The organism is Cupriavidus necator A5-1, from assembly GCF_000744095.1.
GTDB lineage: Bacteria > Pseudomonadota > Gammaproteobacteria > Burkholderiales > Burkholderiaceae > Cupriavidus > Cupriavidus necator_A.
In genome coordinates this window covers 3,585,651-3,606,949 of sequence record NZ_JQLI01000008.1, presented here as the reverse complement: position 1 = coordinate 3,606,949, position 21,299 = coordinate 3,585,651, and the positions used below count along the sequence as shown (strand labels likewise).

Annotated in this window: 21 protein-coding genes and 1 tRNA gene; 14 read left to right on the top strand and 8 right to left on the bottom strand. The window is 65.7% G+C overall.

From position 1 onward, the window contains the following. Positions 1–163 precede the first annotated feature (163 nt). Positions 164–286 (bottom strand): hypothetical protein, encoded by a 123-nt coding sequence (locus K307_RS50535; protein WP_268989250.1) that lies wholly within the window; start codon positions 284–286, stop codon positions 164–166. 463 nt (positions 287–749) lie between these two features. Here K307_RS50535 and K307_RS40815 point away from each other — a divergent pair, with 463 nt between their 5' ends. The 3 genes from K307_RS40815 to K307_RS40810 all read left to right on the top strand — a co-directional run bounded on the left by K307_RS40815 (position 750) and on the right by K307_RS40810 (position 1,951). Beyond that, positions 750–1,232, top strand: coding sequence for a lecithin retinol acyltransferase family protein (locus K307_RS40815; RefSeq protein ID WP_042886697.1), 483 nt, complete (start codon positions 750–752; stop codon positions 1,230–1,232). A 363-nt stretch (positions 1,233–1,595) separates the two neighbouring features. After that, positions 1,596–1,769 (top strand): hypothetical protein, encoded by a 174-nt coding sequence (locus K307_RS48340; RefSeq protein ID WP_155301369.1) that lies wholly within the window; start codon positions 1,596–1,598, stop codon positions 1,767–1,769. A gap of 107 nt (positions 1,770–1,876) precedes the next feature. After that, positions 1,877–1,951 (top strand) — tRNA-Arg (locus tag K307_RS40810). Between the two features lie 122 nt (positions 1,952–2,073). On the opposite strand, the gene K307_RS47050 is transcribed toward K307_RS40810, so the two are convergent. Next, the gene (locus tag K307_RS47050) at positions 2,074–2,406 is read right to left on the bottom strand and encodes a hypothetical protein (protein ID WP_080745388.1); all 333 of its coding nucleotides are present in this window, start codon (positions 2,404–2,406) and stop codon (positions 2,074–2,076) included. Between the two features lie 698 nt (positions 2,407–3,104). Between K307_RS47050 and K307_RS40805 the strand changes: the two genes are divergently transcribed. Continuing rightward, positions 3,105–4,262, top strand: coding sequence for a glycosyltransferase family 4 protein (locus K307_RS40805; protein WP_051975499.1), 1,158 nt, complete (start codon positions 3,105–3,107; stop codon positions 4,260–4,262). A 17-nt stretch (positions 4,263–4,279) separates the two neighbouring features. Next, complete coding sequence (locus K307_RS40800; protein ID WP_042886696.1) at positions 4,280–5,005, top strand: polysaccharide deacetylase family protein; 726 nt, start codon at positions 4,280–4,282, stop codon at positions 5,003–5,005. Between the two features lie 337 nt (positions 5,006–5,342). On the opposite strand, the gene K307_RS40795 is transcribed toward K307_RS40800, so the two are convergent. Further along, positions 5,343–5,858: a DUF1643 domain-containing protein gene (locus tag K307_RS40795; protein WP_042886695.1), complete on the bottom strand. Its 516-nt coding sequence runs from the start codon at positions 5,856–5,858 to the stop codon at positions 5,343–5,345. 32 nt (positions 5,859–5,890) lie between these two features. Here K307_RS40795 and K307_RS40790 point away from each other — a divergent pair, with 32 nt between their 5' ends. Both K307_RS40790 and K307_RS40785 read left to right on the top strand, forming a co-directional pair. After that, positions 5,891–6,100, top strand: a complete 210-nt coding sequence (locus tag K307_RS40790; RefSeq protein ID WP_042886694.1) for a hypothetical protein — start codon at positions 5,891–5,893, stop codon at positions 6,098–6,100. Positions 6,101–6,131: 31 nt separating this feature from the next. After that, positions 6,132–6,368, top strand: a complete 237-nt coding sequence (locus K307_RS40785; protein WP_042886693.1) for a hypothetical protein — start codon at positions 6,132–6,134, stop codon at positions 6,366–6,368. Positions 6,369–6,482: 114 nt separating this feature from the next. On the opposite strand, the gene K307_RS40780 is transcribed toward K307_RS40785, so the two are convergent. Continuing rightward, on the bottom strand, positions 6,483–6,815 hold the full coding sequence (locus K307_RS40780) for a DMT family transporter (RefSeq protein ID WP_042886692.1): 333 nt from the start codon (positions 6,813–6,815) through the stop codon (positions 6,483–6,485). A 266-nt stretch (positions 6,816–7,081) separates the two neighbouring features. On the opposite strand from K307_RS40780, the gene K307_RS40775 reads away from it, so the two are divergent. After that, complete coding sequence (locus K307_RS40775; RefSeq protein ID WP_042886691.1) at positions 7,082–7,591, top strand: hypothetical protein; 510 nt, start codon at positions 7,082–7,084, stop codon at positions 7,589–7,591. A gap of 63 nt (positions 7,592–7,654) precedes the next feature. On the opposite strand, the gene K307_RS40770 is transcribed toward K307_RS40775, so the two are convergent. Beyond that, positions 7,655–8,629, bottom strand: a complete 975-nt coding sequence (locus tag K307_RS40770) for an amino acid ABC transporter substrate-binding protein (RefSeq protein WP_042888071.1) — start codon at positions 8,627–8,629, stop codon at positions 7,655–7,657. Between the two features lie 485 nt (positions 8,630–9,114). On the opposite strand from K307_RS40770, the gene K307_RS40765 reads away from it, so the two are divergent. Further along, entirely contained in the window at positions 9,115–11,046 is a 1,932-nt protein-coding gene (locus K307_RS40765; protein ID WP_042886690.1) for an ATP-binding cassette domain-containing protein, read from the top strand. A 9-nt stretch (positions 11,047–11,055) separates the two neighbouring features. Here K307_RS40765 and K307_RS48710 read toward each other — a convergent pair whose 3' ends face one another. Continuing rightward, positions 11,056–11,196, bottom strand: coding sequence for a hypothetical protein (locus K307_RS48710; protein WP_196251654.1), 141 nt, complete (start codon positions 11,194–11,196; stop codon positions 11,056–11,058). After that, on the bottom strand, positions 11,193–12,404 hold the full coding sequence (locus K307_RS40760) for an MFS transporter (protein ID WP_042886689.1): 1,212 nt from the start codon (positions 12,402–12,404) through the stop codon (positions 11,193–11,195). Before K307_RS40760 ends, K307_RS48710 begins: the two co-directional genes overlap by 4 nt. Before the next feature lie 347 nt (positions 12,405–12,751). On the opposite strand from K307_RS40760, the gene K307_RS40755 reads away from it, so the two are divergent. The 5 genes from K307_RS40755 (at position 12,752) to K307_RS40735 (ending at position 19,357) form a co-directional block, all read left to right on the top strand. Next, positions 12,752–14,743: a DNA topoisomerase IV subunit B gene (locus tag K307_RS40755; protein ID WP_042886688.1), complete on the top strand. Its 1,992-nt coding sequence runs from the start codon at positions 12,752–12,754 to the stop codon at positions 14,741–14,743. A gap of 118 nt (positions 14,744–14,861) precedes the next feature. Continuing rightward, positions 14,862–15,674 carry a lytic transglycosylase domain-containing protein gene (locus K307_RS40750; RefSeq protein ID WP_042886687.1) on the top strand — a complete coding sequence of 271 codons (813 nt, stop codon included), beginning with the start codon at positions 14,862–14,864 and terminating at the stop codon, positions 15,672–15,674. Between the two features lie 72 nt (positions 15,675–15,746). Then, entirely contained in the window at positions 15,747–18,089 is a 2,343-nt protein-coding gene (gene parC, locus K307_RS40745; protein ID WP_042886686.1) for a DNA topoisomerase IV subunit A, read from the top strand. Between the two features lie 156 nt (positions 18,090–18,245). Next, positions 18,246–18,830, top strand: coding sequence for a chromate transporter (locus K307_RS40740; protein ID WP_042886685.1), 585 nt, complete (start codon positions 18,246–18,248; stop codon positions 18,828–18,830). Then, positions 18,827–19,357 carry a chromate transporter gene (locus tag K307_RS40735; protein WP_042886684.1) on the top strand — a complete coding sequence of 177 codons (531 nt, stop codon included), beginning with the start codon at positions 18,827–18,829 and terminating at the stop codon, positions 19,355–19,357. The genes K307_RS40740 and K307_RS40735 overlap by 4 nt, the downstream gene beginning before the upstream one ends. A gap of 13 nt (positions 19,358–19,370) precedes the next feature. Here the strand turns inward: K307_RS40735 and K307_RS40730 are convergent, their stop codons facing one another. Further along, on the bottom strand, positions 19,371–21,200 hold the full coding sequence (locus K307_RS40730) for an ABC transporter ATP-binding protein (protein WP_042886683.1): 1,830 nt from the start codon (positions 21,198–21,200) through the stop codon (positions 19,371–19,373). Positions 21,201–21,299 lie beyond the last annotated feature (99 nt).

The following is a 21,299-nucleotide window of genomic DNA, read 5'->3' as shown; positions in this document are numbered from 1 at the left end:
CACGACGGGGCTGACGTTCAGATCAGCCTGCCGTCGTTCCTCGCGCCCTGGTCGGCCTGGACATTGATACTGGCGTTGGGCGCGTTGTTGCGTATGTCGATGTTCTGAAACTGGTTGTTCATCTGATCAGCATAGAAGCTGTAGTTGATCTCGTAAAAGTTGATCACAGTGCCGAGCGGCAGCGGCGCCTGAACACCCACTGCCCGCCGGCGCCGCGCACGCGGGCCATGGCGGCGGGAGCAAGTTCGCGGCAGGTGGCGAGGTCGTTGATTGCGAGGGTGGCCATATTCGGTCTCCGGTGAAAAAAAACGGCGGGACGCCGGGGGCGGTACCGGTATCGAGCAAGGGGCGTGCCACGGGGTCGGCCGGGGAAGCGGGTGGCAGGAATCCGTGGGCTGGCGCGGCCTGCGAGGCGGGTGGGGGCAATCGCGCCCGCGGCGGAAGGCCGTGTTGGCTGCTACCCGACACCTGCGGCGGCCAGTGTTGGGATGCGCCTACCACGGCGCAATGCGGCGCAAGCCCTCGTGCCGGCCTTGCTGAGGATGGCCGTGCGGCCGCGACTGATGGTGGCCGACCAACAGATCGGCCGTCGCGAGGTTGGCCGGCGCCCGACAGCTGACCCCCGCCAAAACCCTCGCATTTCCCGGAACCCCTTGTCCCGCCGTCCTGCCCGGCCATTGGCATGATTGATGCGGTTTACCTGCACGAAGCAGCAATGCCTGCAGCAACCAGACAGACCGAGGCCAGCCATGAACACCCAGGACCCACAACCCGAATACGGCAGCGAAGATCGCCTCGCCGACCTGCTGCCGCTCGGCGCCCACCTGGTGACCGAACGCCATGGCTACGTCCACCATGGCATCTATGCCGGCGCTGGACGCGTCATTCATTACGCCGGTTTCGCCCGCGCGCTGCAAGCCGCCCCAGTCGAAGAAACCACGCTCGAAGGTTTCGCCGCCGGCCACGGCATCGCCGTCACGCCGGAACCCTGCGCACGCTTCGTCGGCCCGCAAGCTGTCGAACGCGCCCGTTCCCGCCTGGGCGAAAACGCTTACCACCTGCTGACCAACAACTGCGAGCACTTCTGCTCATGGTGCCTGTCCGGCGAGAGCCGCAGCGAACAGGTGGAAACCTGCATGCGCCGCCCGCGCGCCGCGCTGCAGATTGGCTGGCTGCTGCTGGGCGCGCTGCTGCAAGTCCACCTGGGCGGCCTGAACCTGGGCCTCGCCTGAACCGCGCGGCCGCCACGAGCCAAGGAGCCTGCCATGTCCGGACTGATCGACTGGGAACTACGCTGCAACCTGCGCGGACAAGCCTGCCACCGCAGCTGCACCACCGCCGCCAACTGCGCCCGCGGCCGCCACCGCCCGGGGCGCCGTGCGTTGCGGCGCGCCGCCCAGCCGGCCCGGCTGGCGTCGTCCGGGCGTCTCGCCGGGGGGCACCGACGCCACTGATCGTCATTTGCGACATGAAATGGCCGCCGAAGTGGGGAAATTGGTCCCCCAGGGCCAGAAAACGCCTATGTGTTGCAAACTACCGATGCACCTGCGTGCGGCCGGGACACTGATGTCTCACGCATCACTGCGAGGGGCGTCATGCTGACCCTGCTGACCACAGTCGAGCCCTTGAACCGGCTCGGACTGAGCATCGTTCGCAACTCGAGCTGCGGGCACCAGGAAATATGCGTGACGGACGACTTTGGCAACCTCACCGAGTGCGAGTCGCTAGGGCAGGCGCTGGCGTTCGCGGCTGATATCCAGATGCATTGATGCCGACGGCCCGAGCGGCTCCGCAATTCCTCGCCGGCGACATAGGCCCGGGCTTGTGGCTGTTCGCATGAGGTTTTTGATATACTCCCAGCCTGCTTCCGGGTCCCCTCGCCGTAGTTCAATGGATAGAACGAGCGCCTCCTAAGCGCTAGATACAGGTTCGATTCCTGTCGGCGGGACCATCCACTCTTCCACGTTTCCCTGCACTCCTTTGCGAGCGCAAGATCATCCCATCCCGCACTTGGTCGGCTGGCACTGTGAGGTCGGGTACGACGGCTAGCAGCTTCTCTGGAACTCGACGGCTTTAATCATCATCGTGCCGACGGTGCCACTCGCGATGCCGCTCCCTCCATTCGCGCTCTCTCCACCGCTGCTCACGCCACTGTCGCTCACGCCATGCGCGTGCTTCCCAATCGTCGTAATAACCAGGTGCTACTACCACTGGGCGCGGCGCAACATAGACCGGGGCCGGCTCGTAATAAACGGGGGCTGGCTCGTAGTAGACCGGCGGCGCAGGCGCTGCCACTACCACACCTGGAATGCCAATGCCGATTCCGACGTCCACTCTTGCCTGAGCGGCGCCCGATGCAAGCGTGGAAGCGGCGGCAATTGCAAAAACTGCCAAGGTCTTCTGCATGATGCTGTTCCGTCGAATGGTGCCAATAACTTAGGACGTTCTCGCTCTGGTGTGAGGAAAACCTAAAACTGGTTAGCTGGTGTAACGGTAGGAGTTTGTGGCCGTTGACCTTTGGCGCAAACGTCTTGTAAGGCTTTGTATCCGCTCTTTGAGTCGGCTCCGTTCACGGCCTGTTTCGGCAGATCGCGAGCCCTGTGACCGATCGCGCGTATGCGCGTATGGCTGGAGTCGCGGATGGGCTGCATGGCAAATGCATGGTCGGCCTTTGCGCGCCCCGCGTCCCTGGCAATACTGAGTTTTTCTTAAAAATCATAAGGTTAGCCAGGATCTGTGGATCTGGTGGTATCAGATGATCTTGGTCGCTCTTCAGAGGCTTGGCACTTCCGCAGCTACGGACGGACGACCACTGTGGATGGGCGCAGACGCCGTCAACGAGAATTGTTCTCAAAACGTTACCGAATCTTACTGAGGTGATACAGCCGGCCCAGTCCCGTATGGGGCTGCCGCCGCTACTTGCTGCGGAGTGATGCACGTTTCACCAGAGTTTCGACCACTTCCCGGGCAGAAGCCGGAAAAGTTGATCAACGCACACTTGCCCTCTGCGCGGTTCGGGCCAGTACCAATAGGTAGTCCTGTAATCTTCTGTAATGATTGAGCGCTAATCCGGCAACAACGAATTGCCGGTGGTGGAGGAAAAATTGCGAGTGCTGTTCACGAACTTCCATCATGGCAATGGTGGAGGGCACGACACGTATGTACTTAACTTGCTGGCAGGGCTGGCGTCAACGCACGAAGTGACCGTGGCGGCTCCGCGGACCAGTCGTCTGTTCCGGCTCGCCAGCGGCCGCGCAGGCGTCAAGGTGGCCGCGGTTGACTTTTCGCCGCGGGGATTACGCTGGCTGCGCGAGTTGTGGACGATCTGGCGAATCATCAGCCTTGGGCGCTTCGACATCATCCATGTCAACGGTTCAGCCGACCACAAGCTGATCATGCTCGTTCGGCTGGTTGCCCTGCGCCGGCCGTGCATCGTCTATACGAAGCACAACGATCATCGCAGCAGCAGTGTGGGCAACTGGCTGCGCGCACGGCTTGGTACCCATCATGTGATTGCGGTCAGCGACTACGTCGCGCGCAAGCTGCGCACCTCTTCGTACAGCCGTGTGCCGGTCACCACCGTTTCTCACGGCATCGACATCGATCACTTCGCACCGCCGGCACCGCAGGAGGTCAATGCGCTGCGGGCGCGATACTTCGGGGCCGGGGCGGCATGCACGGTCTTCGTCAGTACGGCGGGCACCCATCACGAGAAGGGTTGGACCGACTTGGTTGAAGCCGTTGCACAATTGCCCGCTCACTTGCGTTGCCGGATACGCTTGATCCTGGCTGGCGAAGCGCCCTTGCCTTGCATGACCCGCAAGGTTGAGTCACTGGGACTGAGCGATCAGGTCGTATTTACCGGCTTGCTTGACGATGTCCGCTCAACCCTGGCGGCAGGGCACGCCGCCTTTGTGCTGTCGCGGCGCGAGACTTTGTCGTTTGCCTGCCGCGAGGCCATGGCGTTGGGCCTGCCGGTACTGGTTTCCGATGCCGGCGGCTTGCCCGAGAACGTGAACGACGGGCTGGACGGATGGGTGGTGCCGTGTGCCAACATCTCGGCACTACGGGCCCGGCTGGAGCAAATCCTGTCCGCGCCCGAGCGGCTGGCCGAGATGGGTGAGGCTGCCCTGTCAAAGAGTCGGGCGTGCTTTAGCCTGGATACCTTTGTCGCAGGCACACTCGCCGTGTACAAGGCAGCCCTTGATGCGGCGGCGCCTGAATCCCTGCAGGCCGCGCTGACCCAGAGCCCTAGCCAGTAATCGCGAACCTTGCACCCATGTCGATCCCGATCCTGACCTATCACCAGATTGATATCGTGCCGCCCCATGGCACGCCGTTTCGTGGCCTGACCGTTAGCCCCGCGCAGTTCCGTCAGCAGATCGCCTGGATGCGCCGGCTCGGCTATCGCGGCCTGTCGATGCGCGAACTCATGCCCTATATCCGGGGCAAGGCCACTGGCAAAGTGTTCGGGATTACGTTTGACGACGGTTTCCGCAATGTCCACCGGTATGCCCTGCCTGTCCTTGTAGAGTTCGGATTCAGTGCCACCAATTACTTCGTGTCCGGCCAGATCGGCGGCAGCAACGTCTGGGACGCCAGCCATGGCGTACCGCCTGCTGCGCTGATGAATACCGCGGAGATGCGCGAATGGGCACGCCTCGGGAATGAAGTCGGCGCCCATACGGTCGACCACGTGCACCTGCCGGCATTGCCGCCCGCGGAAGCCCGCCAGCAGATTGAAGCCTCCAAGGCAGCCCTGGAGGACTTGGTGTCCATGCCGGTCACGGCGTTTTGCTACCCCTACGGCGAACAGCAGTCGGTACACAGGGAAATGGTGCGCGAGGCTGGCTACGACAACGCCACGCTGACGCAGCGCGGCCTGGCGCGCGCCGATGACAATCCCTTCGGGCTGCCGCGCATCCACGTGCATTGCGGTACCAACCTTTTCCGCTTCTTGCAGAAATGCCTGACGCGGCACGAGGACAAGCGGCGGAGCCATTGACCTCGGTGATGCATCGTTACCGTTGCGGTACCTCCGCAGATCGGTGGTATATCCTTGGAGGTTCAATGAGGCAGAAGGAAGTGGTGTTACGCCAAAATTGCGTCATTCTTGCTTAACAGGTTGATGTCTAACGGAATGTGGTTCCTTTCGGCGGGACCACGGAATAGTTCTCGGCAGTTCGCCAAAGTTCTCCTCTCCCAAGTAAATCAAGGCTTCCCGCGAAATCGAAGTTCGCGGGGTTCGCATTGGGCCGTTGGTATCCGTCACTTTTTGGGGCATCCTTAGGGCATCTTCGAATACCCCAATTTTCAGTGCCCCGCACGGTCGAGTCGGTTGGTCAAAGTGGCGTGGGACTCGTGGAACCTGTGATGTACAAAGGGTGTTTCGGGCTGCCGTTCTGGTTCAGTCCGAGGTGGTAGAGCAGTTTCCCGCGCCCGCACATTCGGATGATTTGCAGCACTTCGGCTGCGCGTGTCGGCGCCGCTTTGTGTGCGCCCCAGGCACAGATCGCCATCGAGCAGCGATCCAGAGCATCCATGATCGAGCAGTTGGCCGTGTCCTCGCGCCCGAGAGGCGCGGGATGCGTCAGCAGACCATCCGGGTCGGTCGAGCGAAGCGGGAATAGGTTGACGACCTCCAGTCGACCATATCTGCCTGCGAGCGCGCGCTGTAGGCACCGCGTGATCGTCGGGTCGTTGACCCGGTGGTCGGCGGTCGACGGATTGAGCATGATGAAGCCAAGCGCCGGCAGGCTGGCATCCCACTCTCGCCAGAGGCGGTAGCGGTACTGCTCGCAGTCCGAGAGGATGCAACCGGCCTCGCCGTCGAGGGTCTGGGTGGTCATGTGCTTCATGCTACGATCCTCCAAACTCCGGAGAACTCGCCATGGAATTGAAATACAAAGGCCGAGAGATCTCAATCCAAACCAAAAGGGACGCGAGCGGCCAGTGGGACTGGTCGTATGGCATCCGCGGTCACGGACATCGGCACAACACAGGGGCGCTCGCTCCTTCGGAATCGGCCGCGATTGATAACGCTTATGCGGCCGCGAAACGAGAGATTGACCAAGCCACTTCGGGCGACGCGAACGACTAGCACTTCCTGAACTCCACTGGTGGAGAAAGACATGGATCTCCAAGGGTTCACGTATTACCGCGACCACTGGTATGAGGTGTCCGCAACGTCTCTTGGCGTTGGAGGGCCTTGGCAAGGTGAGGTAACCATCTGCGCGAAAGCGGCAGATGGAGCGCCACTCAAGATCTTCGATCACCGTCTTGTTCCGGGCCAGTTCTTCAGCGAAGGCGAGGCATGGCAGCACGCCTCGGAGTGGGCCAGGAAGCAGATTGACGCGCGCTTTGCTTAGCACGCGGCGCATGGTTCATTTACGACGAGGCCCAGTTCCCGAATGCCGTGCCTTTCAGTCAGATGTGCAATCTGCCAGAGCGCTTTCCTTCGCTGTCCGCCGCGCGCTTGCTGTTCAATGCGCGCTGGTCTTGGAAAATAACTGGATCACCGCTACGCCCGCAATGATCAGCCCAATCCCCAGGCAAGCCGCCAGGTCAGGAATCTGCCGGTACAGCACCACGGCGATCAGAGACACCAGCACAATCCCGGCCCCGCTCCAGATCGCGTAAGCGATCCCCACTGGCACCGTCCGCATCACCAGCATCAGCAAATAGAACGCCGCGACATAGCCCGTGACGACCAGCACGCTGGGCACCAGCCGCGTAAAGCCCTGCGACGCCTTGAGGCTGCTGGTGGCAATGACTTCGGCAATGATGGCGAGGGCGAGGAGCAGGTATCCGTTCATGGGGTTCGCAGAAGAGGCGGGCCGAGACAGGCCGGAGCCGGCATCTTAGCGCTCCCGTCATGTTGCGCCAAAGCCGCGTCCCTCCGTCACGGTGGTTGTGCAAAGCGGCGAGGCGGTTTTGAATGGAGCCCATACAGAAAAGAAAAAGCGGGCCCACGGGGGGCAGCGGCACAAGACAGTCATACCAGGCAGTCGCGGTATTACGCCCGATCAAGCCGGCACGAACCTCACGATGCCGGCGGCGGGCAGGGGGCAAGGGGAGCGGTATGCATCACACTGGCATCGACGATATGGCCGTCTGGCCATCATCGCAGTTTGGGGAAACGGAGCCTGCGGCGGACGTGAGCCCGTGGCAGGACACCATCGCCGCGGCGGATCAAGCGCTGGAGGAGGCCACCCGCATCCAGCGCGGCGTGCAGAACAACCTGAAGCTGATGCAGGAAGTGCGGTCGCTGCGCGAGGAATTGCGCAAGGCGCATGCGGAGGTCGATCGCTACCGGGGCATGCATGCCCGCGTTGTGGTCGGCATGCGCCAGCTGGAAGACGACCACACGGCGGCGATGAGCCGGCTCCAGGCGGACCACGAGATGCTGATGGTGCGCCATCGCGTCTACAGGCTGATGGCCGAGCACTATGCGCGCACGGCGCTGGGGCTGGATCCGGAAACCTTTGTCGCGCACCGCGAGCGCGTGCTGCAGCACGTGCTGTTCCAGCGCCGCAGGGGCGTGCCGCCTGAGGCAATCAGCGCCGCGGACGTGGCCGTCCTGATGCTGTAGCGGCGGGCGGGGAGGGCTCAGGCGCCACGCGGCCGCAATTTGCCCGCCCCCGCGGCGGGGCTGTCAGTCCGCGACCTTGTCGCTCGGAAACTTGAACGAGTCGCGCAGCAGGTAGCTCATCGGGATATCGAGCCGGGTGCCATGCGGCGGGATCGGCGCCTGGAACCACTTGCGGTAGAGCTTCTGCGTTTCCTGGTCGTAGATGGACGCCACCAGCGTCTTGTCGACGATCTGCCTGAAGGCCGCGTCCTGGCGCGACAGCATGATGGCGTAGGGCTCGATGGTGAGCAGGTCGCCGGTGATGCGGTAGTCAGCCGGCTGGGCGGCGTTGGCGCGCAGGCCGTACAGCAGCACGTCGTCCATCACGAAGGCGTCGGCCTTGCCCGCTTCAACCATCGCGAACGCCTGCGCATGGTCCTTGGCCTCCACCAGGCGCAGCTGCATGGCGCCGGATTCGTCCATCTTGCGCAGCGTCGCGAGCGGGGTCGTGCCCGTGGTCGAGACCACGGTCTTGCCGCGCAGGTCCTGCCACCTGGTGATGCCCGACGACGCCTTGACCAGCATGCGGCTGCCGGCGATGTAGTGGGGGATGGTGAAGGCCACCTGCTCGCGCCGCTCGCGGTTGTTGGTGGTCGAGCCGCATTCGAGGTCGGCCTTGCCTTCGACGATGGCGGGGATGCGCGAGGCCGGCGTGACCTGCACCCACTCCACACGCAGCGACGGCAGCTTCAGTGCGCCGCGCACGGCGTCGGCCACGCGCAGGCACAGGTCCACGGCGTAGCCCACGGGTTTGCCATCCGCCAGGAAGGAGAACGGCACTGAGCTTTCGCGGTGGGCGATGCGGATCGCGCCGGTCTGGCGGATGCGGCGCAGCACCGGTGCGCTGTCGGCATCGGCCACCGTGTCGGCGCTGGCGTGGGTGCTGGCGGCATGCGCCGCAGGCAGGGCGCCGCCACAAAAGGCGGCACAGGCGAGCAACGAAAAGACAGGCGCAAGCTTTCGATAGGAAGGCAGGCCCTGCAGACCCGGATCGATCATGTAACCCCCGTACAGAAATGACTGGAACCGGCGCGGGCAGCGGCCGGCGGCCAACCACCCGTTCCCGTTCCATTTTTGGCCGGCTGTGGCGCCGGCTTTGCCTTTGTCTGTATTGTCGTGCCGGCACCGGCGGGTGCAGGGCGAGCCATTGTTCCATGCGCCGCCGGGTGCCGACAACTACTGTCGGAGTGGGCGTACTCGGCAAGCAACGGTGGCGGGTGGAGGCGGTTGCTGGAGGGTTGACGGGATTTTCCCTTACGGACTTGTCCGACTGGAGCGGGCACGGGCGCATTGATATTCTGTTGCCGTGCCTTGCGAGCAGGGCACCGAGGAGAGACTCTTGGGCCCGCAATGCGCGGGCCCTTCTTTTTTTGGGCCCGCCTTGCGCGTGCGTCCAGTCGTCTACAATGCGGGCTGCCGTGCCACGCCAGCCCTGGCTGGCCGCCCCGTCCTTTCTTCGCCTTTCCCTCGTCGCCTTCCTTCCCATGGCCCTGTTTTCCATCACCGACGCCCAGCTTGCCTTTGGGCACGTGGCCCTGCTCGATCACACCGACTTTTCGCTGGAGGCCGGCGAGCGCGTGGGCCTGATCGGGCGCAACGGCTCGGGCAAGTCCTCGCTGCTGAAGATCGTGGCCGGGCTGGCGGCGCCGGATGACGGCCTGATCGCGCGCCAGAGCGGCGTGACCACCGCCTACGTGCCGCAGGAGCCGCAGTTCGAGCCGGGCATCACCGTGTTCGACGCGGTTTCGCAGGGCATGGGCGATGCGCACGACCTGCTGGTCCGCTACGAGGCCGCCGCCGACCGCGTGGCCGAGAACCACGATGACGAGGCCGCGCTGGCCGAGCTGCACCGGCTGCAGTCCGAGCTCGACGCCGCCGGCGCCTGGCAGCTGCGTACCCGCGTCGAAACCACGCTGGCACGGCTTGGGCTGGATTCGCACACGCGCGTCGAGGCACTGTCCGGCGGCCTGCAGAAGCGGGTGGCGCTGGCGCAGGCGCTGGTGGCCGAGCCCGATATCCTGCTGCTGGACGAGCCCACCAACCACCTCGACGTGGAAGCGATCCGCTGGCTGGAAGACCTGCTGCTGGGCTTTCGCGGCAGCGTGCTGCTGATCACCCATGACCGCGCCTTCCTCGACCGCGTGGCCACCCGCATCATCGAACTGGACCGCGGCCGCCTGGTGTCCTTCCCCGGCAACTTCGCCGCCTACCAGGCGCGCAAGGAAGAGATGCTGGCCGCCGAGCAGGTCGAGCAGGCCAAGTTCGACAAACTGCTGGCGCAGGAAGAAGTGTGGATCCGCAAGGGCGTGGAGGCGCGGCGCACGCGCAGCGTGTCGCGCATCCAGCGGCTGGTGGCGATGCGCAACGAGCGCGCTGCGCGGCGCGAAGTACAGGGCAACGTCAAGCTGGAAGTGTCGCAGGCCGACCGCTCCGGCAAGATCGTGTCGGAGCTGACCGACGTCAGCAAGGCCTATGGCGACAAGGTCGTGGTGCGGGACTTCACCGCCACGATCATGCGCGGCGACAAGGTCGGCCTGATCGGACCCAACGGCGCCGGCAAGACCACGCTGCTGCGGCTGATCCTGGGCGAACTGGCGCCGGACAGCGGCACCGTGCGCAACGGCAGCAACCTGCAGGTGGCGTACTTCGACCAGATGCGCACCGCGCTGGACCTGGAGCGCTCGCTGGCCGACACCATCAGCCCGGGCAGCGACTGGGTCGAGGTCAACGGCCAGCGCAAGCACGTGATGAGCTACCTGGGCGACTTCCTGTTCGCGCCGGAGCGCGCGCGTTCGCCGGTCAAGTCGCTGTCAGGCGGCGAGCGTAACCGGTTGCTGCTGGCGCGCCTGTTCGCGCGGCCGGCCAATGTGCTGGTGCTGGACGAGCCGACCAACGACCTCGACATCGATACGCTGGAACTGCTCGAAGAACTGCTGCAGGACTACAGCGGCACCGTGTTCCTGGTTTCGCACGACCGGGCGTTCCTGGATAACGTGGTGACCTCGACCCTCGCCGCCGAGGGCGACGGCGTGTGGCGCGAGTCGGTGGGCGGGTATTCCGACTGGGTCGAGCAGTCGGCCCGCAGCGCCGCGCTGCAGGCTGCGCGCAAGCCGGAACAGAAGGCGGCGGAGCCGGTAAAGGGCAAGGATTCACGCGAGGCGCGCGGTGCCAACCGGACCGTCAAGCTGTCGTACAAGGAGCAGCGCGAGCTGGACGGCCTGCCGGAGCGCATTGCCGCGCTGGAAGCCGAGCAGAAGACGATCTCGGCACAGCTCGAGGATGGCTCGCTCTATGTCAGCGACGCGACCAAGGCCGCGCAACTGGCCACGCGGCATGACGAGATCGAGATGGAACTGCTGGAAGCTCTGGAGCGTTGGGAAGTGCTGGAGGCGAAGTCGAAGGGCGAGGGTGCCTGAGGGCCTACCTCAACTGCACCAGGCCAGCACCATATTGGTCAGGTCGACCATAAACCCCGGCCGCAGATAACCCACGAACCCAAGCGCCAGCACCCCGGCCAGCACCGCCAGCCCGGCTGCCTTCGCCACGCGCGCCTGGGTCGTCATCATGCCGCCGCCGGCTGCGCGCGCACCAGCGCCTGCTCGCGGATCGGCAGGTTCACCAGCGCGGCCATCACGCCCAGCGCAATGGCGATCATCCACACCGTGTTGTAGCCACCGGTGCGGTCGTAGAGGAAGCCGCCCAGCCAGGCGCCCAGGAAGCTGCCAATCTGGTGCGAGAAGAACACCACGCCGGACAGCATCGACAGGTATTTCACGCCGAACACCTGGGCGATGATGCCGTTGGTCAGCGGCACGGTCGACAGCCACAGGAAGCCCATCAGCGCCGCGAACACCCAGGTGCTGGCCACCGTCAGCGGCAGCAGCAGGTAGCCTGAGATCACCACCGAGCGTGCCAGGTAGATGAACGCCAGCAGGTAGCGCTTGGGCAGTCGCTGGCCGATCGCGCCAGCGGTATAGGTGCCGAATACATTGAACAGCCCGATCAGCGCAAGCGCCACGACGGCGACTTTCGGGTCGGTCAGGCCCTGGTCCTTCAGGTACGGCGCCAGGTGCACGCCGATAAACACCACCTGGAAGCCACACACGAAGTAGCCCAGCGTCAGCAACTGGAAATTGCGGTTGCCGAAGGCTTCGTGCACGGCCTGGCCGATGGTCTGATGGTGGCCGGCCGTGTGGGCCGCCTCGCGCGGTTCGCGCAGCGTCAGGGCCAGCGGCAGCATCACGCAGGCCATCAGCGCCATCACGTAGAGCGCGTTCTGCCAGCCCAGGCCGGAGATTAGCCCCTGCTCCACCGGGATCATCAGGAACTGCCCGAACGAGCCCGCCGCGGCGGCAATGCCCATTGCCCAGACGCGCTTCTCGGGGCTGGCAATGCGGCCGATCACGCCGTAGACGATGCTGTAGGTCGTGCCGGACTGGGCGATGCCGATCATAACGCCAGCGCCGGTGGCGAAGGCGGTGCCGCTGGTGGCCAGCGCCATCACCACCAGGCCGGCCACGTAGAGCGCCACCCCGATCAGCATGATGCGCAGCGCGCCGAACTTGTCGGCCAGCGCGCCGGCGAAGGGCTGGCTGGCGCCCCACATCAGGTTCTGCAGCGCCAGCGCGAAGGCGAAGGTCTCGCGGTTCCAGCCGTGGGCCTGCGTGATCGGCAGGTTGAACAGGCCGAAACCGTGCCGGATACCCATGGAAAGTGTGACGAGCAGGCCGCCGCACACCAGCACGGTGGTCAGGGAGAGTTGTCGGTTTTGCATTGTCTTGGCTCGGTGTACGGCAGTCCCGCCGGGTGATGCGGCGCCGACATGGATTGTCTGTGCTTGTTGTTGTGTACCGCGCCGCGACGGCAATCAGGCTTGCCGGGGCCGGGTGGTGGCGAGTTTACTCCGGCTGGGGAAAACGCGTGCGGGAGCGCCCGCGTTGCCGGCGCCCCGGCAAGAAGTGGCGGTGGGCCGGCAAAGTGGTGCTGGCGCCGGGAGTCAGGGCAACCTTTTTTCGCGGGATTGCCGCCGCCCGCTTCCATTACAATGCAGTGCCCGGTGCCCCGGCGCGTGCACAGTTGTGCGCCCGGTGCAGCCGGGACCATCACTTTCGTAGCGACTCCATGGCGAGCAAAACCAGTCAGTACAGCGAATCCTCCATCCGGGTCCTGAAGGGCCTGGAGCCGGTCAAGCAGCGCCCCGGCATGTACACCCGGACCGACAACCCCCTGCATATCGTGCAGGAGGTGATCGACAACGCCTCGGACGAGGCCCTGGGCGGCCACGGCTCCGAGATCCTGGTGACCCTGCATCGCGACGGCAGCGTCAGCGTGGAGGACGACGGCCGCGGCATCCCGGTGGGCATCCACCCGGAAGAAGGCGTGCCGGTGGTCGAGATCGTCTTTACCCGGCTGCACGCCGGCGGCAAGTTCGACAAGGGCAAGGGCGGCGCCTATGCCTTCTCGGGCGGCCTGCACGGCGTGGGCGTGTCGGTAACCAATGCCCTGTCGACGCAGCTGGACGTGACCGTCTGGCGCGACAGCATGTGTTCCACGCTGACCTTCTCCGGCGGCGACGTGACCGTGCCGCTGGCCTCGCGCAAGTTCGAGCGCGGCGAAAAGAAGAACGGCACCCGCGTGCAGGTGTGGCCGGACGCCAAGTATTTCGACTCGGCCACGATCCCGCTGCCCGAGCTGCAGCGCCTGCTGCGTAGCAAGGCCGTGCTGCTGCCCGGCGTCAAGGTGACGCTGGTGACCGAGAAGACCGGCGAGCGCCAGACCTGGCAGTACGACCAGGGCCTGAAGGGCTACCTGGTCGAGGCGCTGGCCCAGGGCAGTGGCGCCGAGCTGGTGATCCCGATGTTCGAGGGCGAGCATTTCGCCGACCCCGACGCCAATCCGGGCGAGGAAGGCTTTGCCGACGGCGAAGGTGCGTCGTGGGTGGTGGCCTGGACCGAGGACGGCGCACCGGTGCGCGAGTCCTACGTCAACCTGATCCCCACGCCCGCCGGCGGCACGCATGAGTCCGGCCTGCGCGAAGGCCTGTTCCAGGCGGTCAAGAGCTTTATCGAGATGCACGCGCTGCAGCCCAAGGGCGTCAAGCTGATGAGCGAAGACGTGTTCGCGCGCGCCTCGTTCGTGCTGTCGGCCAAGGTGCTGGATCCGCAGTTCCAGGGCCAGATCAAGGAACGGCTGAACAGCCGCGACGCGGTGCGGCTGGTGTCCACCTTCAGCCGCCCGGCGCTGGAGCTGTGGCTGAACCACCATGTCGAGTATGGCAAGAAGCTGGCCGAACTGGTGATCCGCCAGGCCCAGGCCCGCACGCGCGCGGCACAGAAGGTCGAGAAGAAGAAGGGCTCCGGCGTGGCCGTGCTGCCCGGCAAGCTGACCGACTGCGAGTCCACCGACTTGACCCGCAATGAGCTGTTCCTGGTCGAGGGCGATTCCGCCGGCGGCTCGGCCAAGATGGGCCGCGACAAGGAATTCCAGGCCATCCTGCCGCTGCGCGGCAAGGTGCTCAACACCTGGGAGACCGAGCGCGACCGCCTCTTTGCCAACAACGAGGTGCACGATATCGCCGTGGCGATCGGCGTGGACCCGCACGGCACCAACGACGAGCCCGACCTGTCCAACCTGCGCTACGGCAAGATCTGCATCCTGTCCGACGCGGACGTGGACGGCGCGCATATCCAGGTGCTGCTGCTGACGCTGTTCTTCCGCCACTTCCCCAAGCTGATTGAGACCGGCAACGTCTGTGTGGCGCGTCCGCCGCTGTTCCGCGTCGATGCGCCCGCGCGCGGCAAGAAGCCCGCGCAGAAGCTGTACGCGCTGGACGAAGGCGAACTGGAAGCCATCCAGGACAAGCTGCTCAAGGACGGCGTCAAGGAAAACTCGTGGCAGATTTCGCGCTTCAAGGGCCTGGGCGAAATGAGCGCCGAACAGCTCTGGGAAACCACTATGAACCCCGACACGCGGCGCCTGCTGCCCGTGACGCTGGGCGAATACGACCTGCCGCAGACTGTCGAGATGATGAACATGCTCATGGGCAAGGGCGAGGCCGCGCAGCGCCGCAGCTGGCTGGAAGAAAAGGGCAACGAGGTCGAGGCCGATATCTGACCGGGAAGCGCCCGCCGGCGAATGGGTAGATAATCGCCCAGTTCGCTTCCACGTCGTTCCCGCCTGCGCGGGAATGACGGTAGATCCGGCAGTTGCTCACCTAATCAGTGGAACGCACATGACGACGAGACTCCCCGGCAAACCATGGCGCAAGGCGGCAGCAGCCGTCCTGGCGCTGGCCGGGCTCGCCTGTGCGCCGGCGGCGCATGCCGAGCTGTGGGGCTATATCGATGCCGAAGGCGTGGCGCACTTTGCCGACCAGAAGCTGGACGAGCGCTACAAGCTGTTCATGAAGGACGGCGGCACGCTCGACAGCACGCGTCTGGCAGCGATCCAGCGCGGGCGTTCGCAGGCGGCCGTGGCCGCCGGGAACGACATCGACCTGGAGCAGCACAAGCTCTACCGCTACGTCGTCAACCATCCCAATATCAAGACCGTCGAGCCGTTGATCCACCAGATCGCCGGCAAGCAGGATGTCGATCCCGCGCTAGTCAAGGCGGTGATGGCGGTGGAGTCGGGCTTCAATCCCGGCGCGGTGTCGCCCAAGGGTGCGATCGGCCTGATGCAGGTGATCCCCGACACCGGCGCGCGCTTTGGCGTCAGCGCCGATGCGCGCCGCACCGTCGAGCAGAAGCTGGCCGACCCGCGCACCAATATCACCGCGGGCGTGCGCTACCTGCGCTGGCTGATGCAGCTGTTCCCGAACAACCTGGAGCTGGTGCTGGCCGCCTACAACGCGGGCGAGGGCGCGGTGCAGCGCTACAACAACCGGATTCCGCCCTACCCCGAGACGCAGCAGTACGTCAGCACCGTGCTGCAGTTCTATCGGCTGTACCAGCCGCAGCAGGGCGCGGTGCTGACGCGCGCCAGCGCCAGCGCGGACGGCCCGCGCGTGAAGATGGTGATCGGCGGACGCCGCAACATGCCCTGACCGGCATGACCGAACAACAAGCAACCCGGCGCGCCGGCAGTTCAAGATGGCGCGCCGAATTCTTGCCTATCCATGGAACAACAAGACATCACGTTTCAACCTGAAGAGCCGGCGGATTCGCTGACGCTGGCGCGCTACGCCGAGCGGGCCTACCTGGACTACGCGGTCAGCGTGGTCAAGGGCCGCGCGCTGCCCGAGGTGGCCGACGGCCAGAAACCGGTGCAGCGCCGCATCCTGTTCGCGATGCACGAGATGGGCCTGCGCGCCGATGCCAAGCCGGTCAAGTCCGCGCGCGTGGTCGGCGACGTGCTGGGCAAGTTCCACCCGCACGGCGACCAGTCCGCGTATGACGCGCTGGTGCGGCTGGCGCAGGACTTCTCGCTGCGCTACCCGCTGATCGACGGCCAGGGCAACTTCGGCTCGCGCGACGGCGACGGCGCGGCGGCGATGCGCTACACCGAAGCGCGCCTGACGCCGATCTCGCGGCTGCTGCTGGATGAGATCGACGAAGGCACGGTCGACTTTGCCCCCAACTACGACGGCTCGATGCAGGAGCCCAAGCTGCTGCCGGCGCGGCTGCCGTTCGTGCTGCTCAACGGCGCCTCGGGCATCGCGGTGGGTATGGCGACCGAAGTGCCGCCGCACAACCTGCGTGAAGTGGCCGCGGCCACGGTCGCGATGATCCGCAACCCCAATATCACGCTGGCCGAGCTGCTGGCGCTGATGCCGGGGCCGGATTATCCAGGCGGCGGCCAGATCATCTCGCCCGCATCCGATATCGCCCAGATCTACGAAGGCGGCCGCGGCAGCCTGAAGGTGCGCGCGCGCTGGACCATCGAGGAGATGGCGCGCGGCCAGTGGCAGCTGGTGGTGACCGAGCTGCCGCCGAACACGTCGGCGCAAAAGGTGCTGGAAGAGATCGAGGAAATCACCAACCCCAAGATCAAGACCGGCAAGAAGGCGCTGACGCAGGAACAGCAGCAGCTCAAGGCCACCGTGCTGGCGGTGCTGGACGCGGTGCGCGACGAATCGGGCAAGGATGCGCCCGTTCGGCTGGTGTTCGAGCCCAAGAGCAAGAACGTCGGCCAGCAGGAGTTCATCCACACGCTGCTGGCGCACACCAGCCTGGAGTCGGGCGCGCCGATCAACCTGGTGATGATCGGCACCGACGGCCGGCCGCGCCAGAAGGGCCTGCGCGAGATCCTGGCCGAGTGGATCGCGTTCCGCTTCGAGACCGTCACGCGGCGCACGCGCCATCGCCTGGCCAAGGTCGAGGACCGCATCCATATCCTCGAAGGCCGGATGCTGGTGCTGCTCAATATCGACGAGGTGATCCGCATCATCCGCGAGAGCGACGAGCCCAAGCCGGCGCTGATCGAGGCCTTCGGCCTGAGCGACCGCCAGGCCGAGGACATCCTCGAAATCCGGCTGCGCCAGTTGGCGCGCCTGGAAGCGATCCGGATCGAGAAGGAACTGAAGGAGCTGCGCGAGGAGCAGGCCGAACTGGACGTGCTGCTCAAGTCCGAGACCATGATGCGCCGACGCATCATCAAGGAGATCGAGACCGACGCCAAGCAATACAGCCCGGAAGACAAGGACCCGCGCCGCACGCTGATCCAGGAAGAGCGCCGCGCCGCGGCCGAAGTGCGCGTGATCGACGAGCCGGTGACAGTGGTGATGTCGCAGAAGGGCTGGGTGCGCACGCGCCAGGGCCACGGCCACGACGCGCAGCAGTTCACCTTCAAGGCCGGCGACGCGCTCTATGACACCTTCGAATGCCGCACCGTCGACGTGCTGCTGGTATTCGGCACCAATGGCCGGGTCTATTCCGTGCCGGTCGCCAGCCTGCCGGGCGGGCGCGGCGACGGGGTGCCCATCACCACGCTGATCGAGCTGCAGTCCGGCAGCCAGGTCGCGCACACCTTTGCCGGCAGCGTCGAGCAGCGCATGCTGATCGCCACCGCGGGCGGCAATGGCTTCCAGACCAAGGTCGGCGACATGATCAGCCGGCAGAAGGGCGGCAAGTCGTTCCTGACGCTCGATGACGGCGACACGCCGCTGGCGCCGGCGCCGATCGGCGACGAGGCCACGCATGCGGCCTGCCTGTCCGGCAACGGTCGCCTGCTGCTGGTGGCGCTGGACGAGGTCAAGGTGCTGTCCGCCGGCGGGCGTGGCGTGATCCTGATCGAGCTGGAGCCGAAGGAAAAGCTGCTGCAGGCGATTGCTGTCGGCGCGCCGGGTCTGGTGCTGTCCGGCGCCGGCCGCGGCGGCAAGCCGTCGTCGCAGAAGCTGGCCGGGCAGTCGCTGCTGCCGTATGTCGGCAAGCGCGCGCGCAAAGGCAAGGCGATCGAGGCGAAACTGAAGGAACCGCGTATCGATCCGGTGCGCGTGGAACCCCCGGCCGGCGGCAACTGATGCCGGCCGTCGCGGCTGCCCTGGCCTGCAGGGCGGCCGCGAACCTGGGCCCGGCCTGCGTGCCGGGCTTTTCCCCAGTGCCCGGCCATTGACCGGAACGGGGCGCAGGCCGGAAGCAACAAGAACAGCAATCTCCGCTACACAGCGCCCTCCCTCATGTCGGTCCCCCCACTGCCTGAACTTGCGCGGCCGCCCGGCCCCCGCAAGCTGTTCCTCGAATTCGCCCGCATGGGCCTGTCCGGCTTCGGCGGCGTGCTGCCGTTCGTGCGGCGCGCGGTGGTCGACCGCAACCGCTGGCTGGACGACCGCGACTTCGTCGAACTGCTGAGCCTGGGCCAGGTGCTGCCCGGTCCCAACGTGATCAACCTGGCGCTGATGCTGGGCCTGCGCTTTGCCGGCTGGCGCGGCGCGCTGGCCGCGTTCAGCGGGCTCGTGATGGTGCCGATGGGGCTGGTGCTGGGTTTGATGCTGCTGTACCAGCACTACCAGGACGTGGCCGCGGTGCGGCGCATGCTGACCGGCATGACGGCGGTCTCGGCCGGCCTGATGCTGGCCACTGGCTTCCGGCTGGCGCAGAGCCTGTCGATGACCGTGCGCAACGTGCTGATCGGCGGCGTCGCCTTTGTCTCCGTCGGCCTGCTGCGCTGGCCGCTGGTGCCGGTGATGGCCGTGCTGGTGCCGCTGGCGCTGGTGTGGGAGTGGCAAATTGGCAAGGCAGCGGGCAAGGAGGCTCAGGCATGAGTCTGGGCGAAATCCTGGGCAGCCTGCTGGCCCATTTCGGCGTGCTGTCGCTGTTGGCGATCGGTGGCGCCAGTAGCACGCTGCCCGACATGCACCGCTATCTGGTGGAAGCCAACGGCTGGCTGACCGATGCGCAGTTCTCGGCGATGTACGCGATCTCGCAGGCGGCGCCGGGGCCGAACATCCTGTTCGTATCGCTGTTCGGCTGGCAGGTGGCGGGGCTGGCCGGCGCGCTGACGTCCATGCTCGGCATTTGCGGGCCGTCGAGCCTGATCGCCCTGTGTTTCGAGTATTTCTCCGGGCGCTCGCCGCATGCACGCTGGCCGGGGCTGATCCGGCGCGCTCTGGCGGCGCTGACCATCGGCCTGATGTTCGCGTCGGGCTGGGTGCTGGCGTGCAGCGTCAACCTGCACTGGGCGGCAATGCTGGTCACCGCCGCCACGGTGCTGCTGATGCTGAAGACGCGGGTGCATCCGCTGGTGCTGGTGGCGATCGGCGGCGCGGCTGGCCTGCTGGGGCTGGTCTAGCCCCGCGGTCCGGTCAGTCGACGCCGACGAAGCCGCCTGTCTGGTGCGCCCACAGCCGCGCATACAGCCCGCCTTGCGCCAGCAGTTGCGAATGCGTGCCGCTTTCCACGATATGGCCGTTGTCCAGCACCACCAGCCGGTCCATGCGCGCGATCGTCGACAGCCGGTGCGCGATGGCGATCACGGTCTTGCCCTGCATCAGGGTTTCCAGGCTCTCCTGGATCGCCGCTTCCACTTCCGAGTCAAGCGCCGAGGTTGCCTCGTCGAGGATCAGGATCGGCGCGTTCTTCAGCAGGACGCGCGCAATCGCAATACGCTGGCGCTGCCCGCCTGACAGTTTCACGCCACGCTCGCCGACCTGCGCCTCCAGCCCGGTGTTGCCATGGGCGTCGACCAGGTGCGGGACGAACTCGTCCGCGCGGGCGCGATGCAGGGCTTCAGCCAGTTCGGTCTCGGTGCTGGAGGGCTTGCCATAGAGCAGGTTCTCGCGGATGGAGCGGTGCAGCAGCGAGGTGTCCTGCGTGACCATGCCGATCTGCGCGCGCAGGCTTTCTTGCGTGACCCCGGCGATGTCCTGGCCGTCGATCAGGATGCGGCCGCGTTCGACGTCATAGAGGCGCAGCAGCAGGTTGACCAGCGTCGACTTGCCGGCACCGGAGGGCCCGACCAGTCCGATCTTCTCGCCTGGCCGCACGGTCAGCTCCACGCCTTCGATGACGCCGGAACCCTTGCCGTAGTGGAATCCCACTTGCTCGAAGCGGACCTCGCCCTGGCTGACGCGCAATGGCTGCGCTTCGGCGCGGTCGGTCACCCGGCGCGGCACGGCGATCGTCTTCATGCCGTCCTGCACCTGGCCGACGTTCTCGAAGATGCCGTTGACCACCCACATGATCCAGCCGGACATATTGTTGATGCGGATCACCAGCCCCGTGGTCAGCGCGATCGCGCCCGTGGTGACATGCCCAGTGCTCCACAGCCACAGCGCCAGCCCGGTGGTGCCGGCGATCAACGCGCCGTTCATGGCGGTGATGGTGATATCCATGCCGCTGACCATGCGCCCGGCCAGCCGCACCTTGTCGGTCTGCTCGGCCATGGCGTCGCGCGCGTAATCCTCCTCGTGCCGGGTATGGGCGAACAGCTTGAGCGTGGTGATGTTGGTATAGCCGTCGACAATGCGCCCCATCAGCCGCGAACGCGACTCGGTAGCGACCACCGAGCGCTGCTTTACGCGCGGCACAAAGTAGAGCAGGGCGGCCACGTAGCAAACGATCCACAGCAGCAGCGGGATCATCAGCCGCCAGTCGGCCTGTGCAAACAGCACCAGCGAGCTGATCGCGTAGATCACCACATGCCAGAGCGCATCCACCGCCTGCACCGCGGAATCGCGCAGCGAGTAGCCGGTCTGCATGATGCGCTGCGCGATGCGCCCGGCGAAGTCGTTCTGGAAGAACGACAGGCTCTGCTTGAGCACGTAGCGGTGGTTCTGCCAGCGGATCAGGTTGGCCAGGCCGGGGTTGATGACCTGGTGGACGAGCACATCGTGCAGGCCGAAAAAGATGGGGCGCAGCAGCAGCGCCACCACGCCCATCCACAGCAGTTCGTTGCGATGCCGGCTGAAGAACTCCGCGCCGGGCGTGGTCTGCGCCATGTCGACCAGCCGGCCGAGGAAGCTGAACAGCGCGACTTCGATCAGCGCGCCGACCAGGCCCACCAGCAACAGCAGCACGAACACGCCCCATACTTCCCGCAGGTACCAGGCATAGAAGCGCCAGACCTGGCCGGGCGGCTCGTGGTCGGGCATGCCCCGGAAGGGGTCGATCAGTCTCTCCAGGCGACGCAACATGGTGGATTCCCATTTTGCCCGGCGTGCCCCGGCTTCCTTGTGGGAACCAAGGCACGCGTGCGGCGGATCAGACGCACCATGATACGCGCCTTGCCCAAT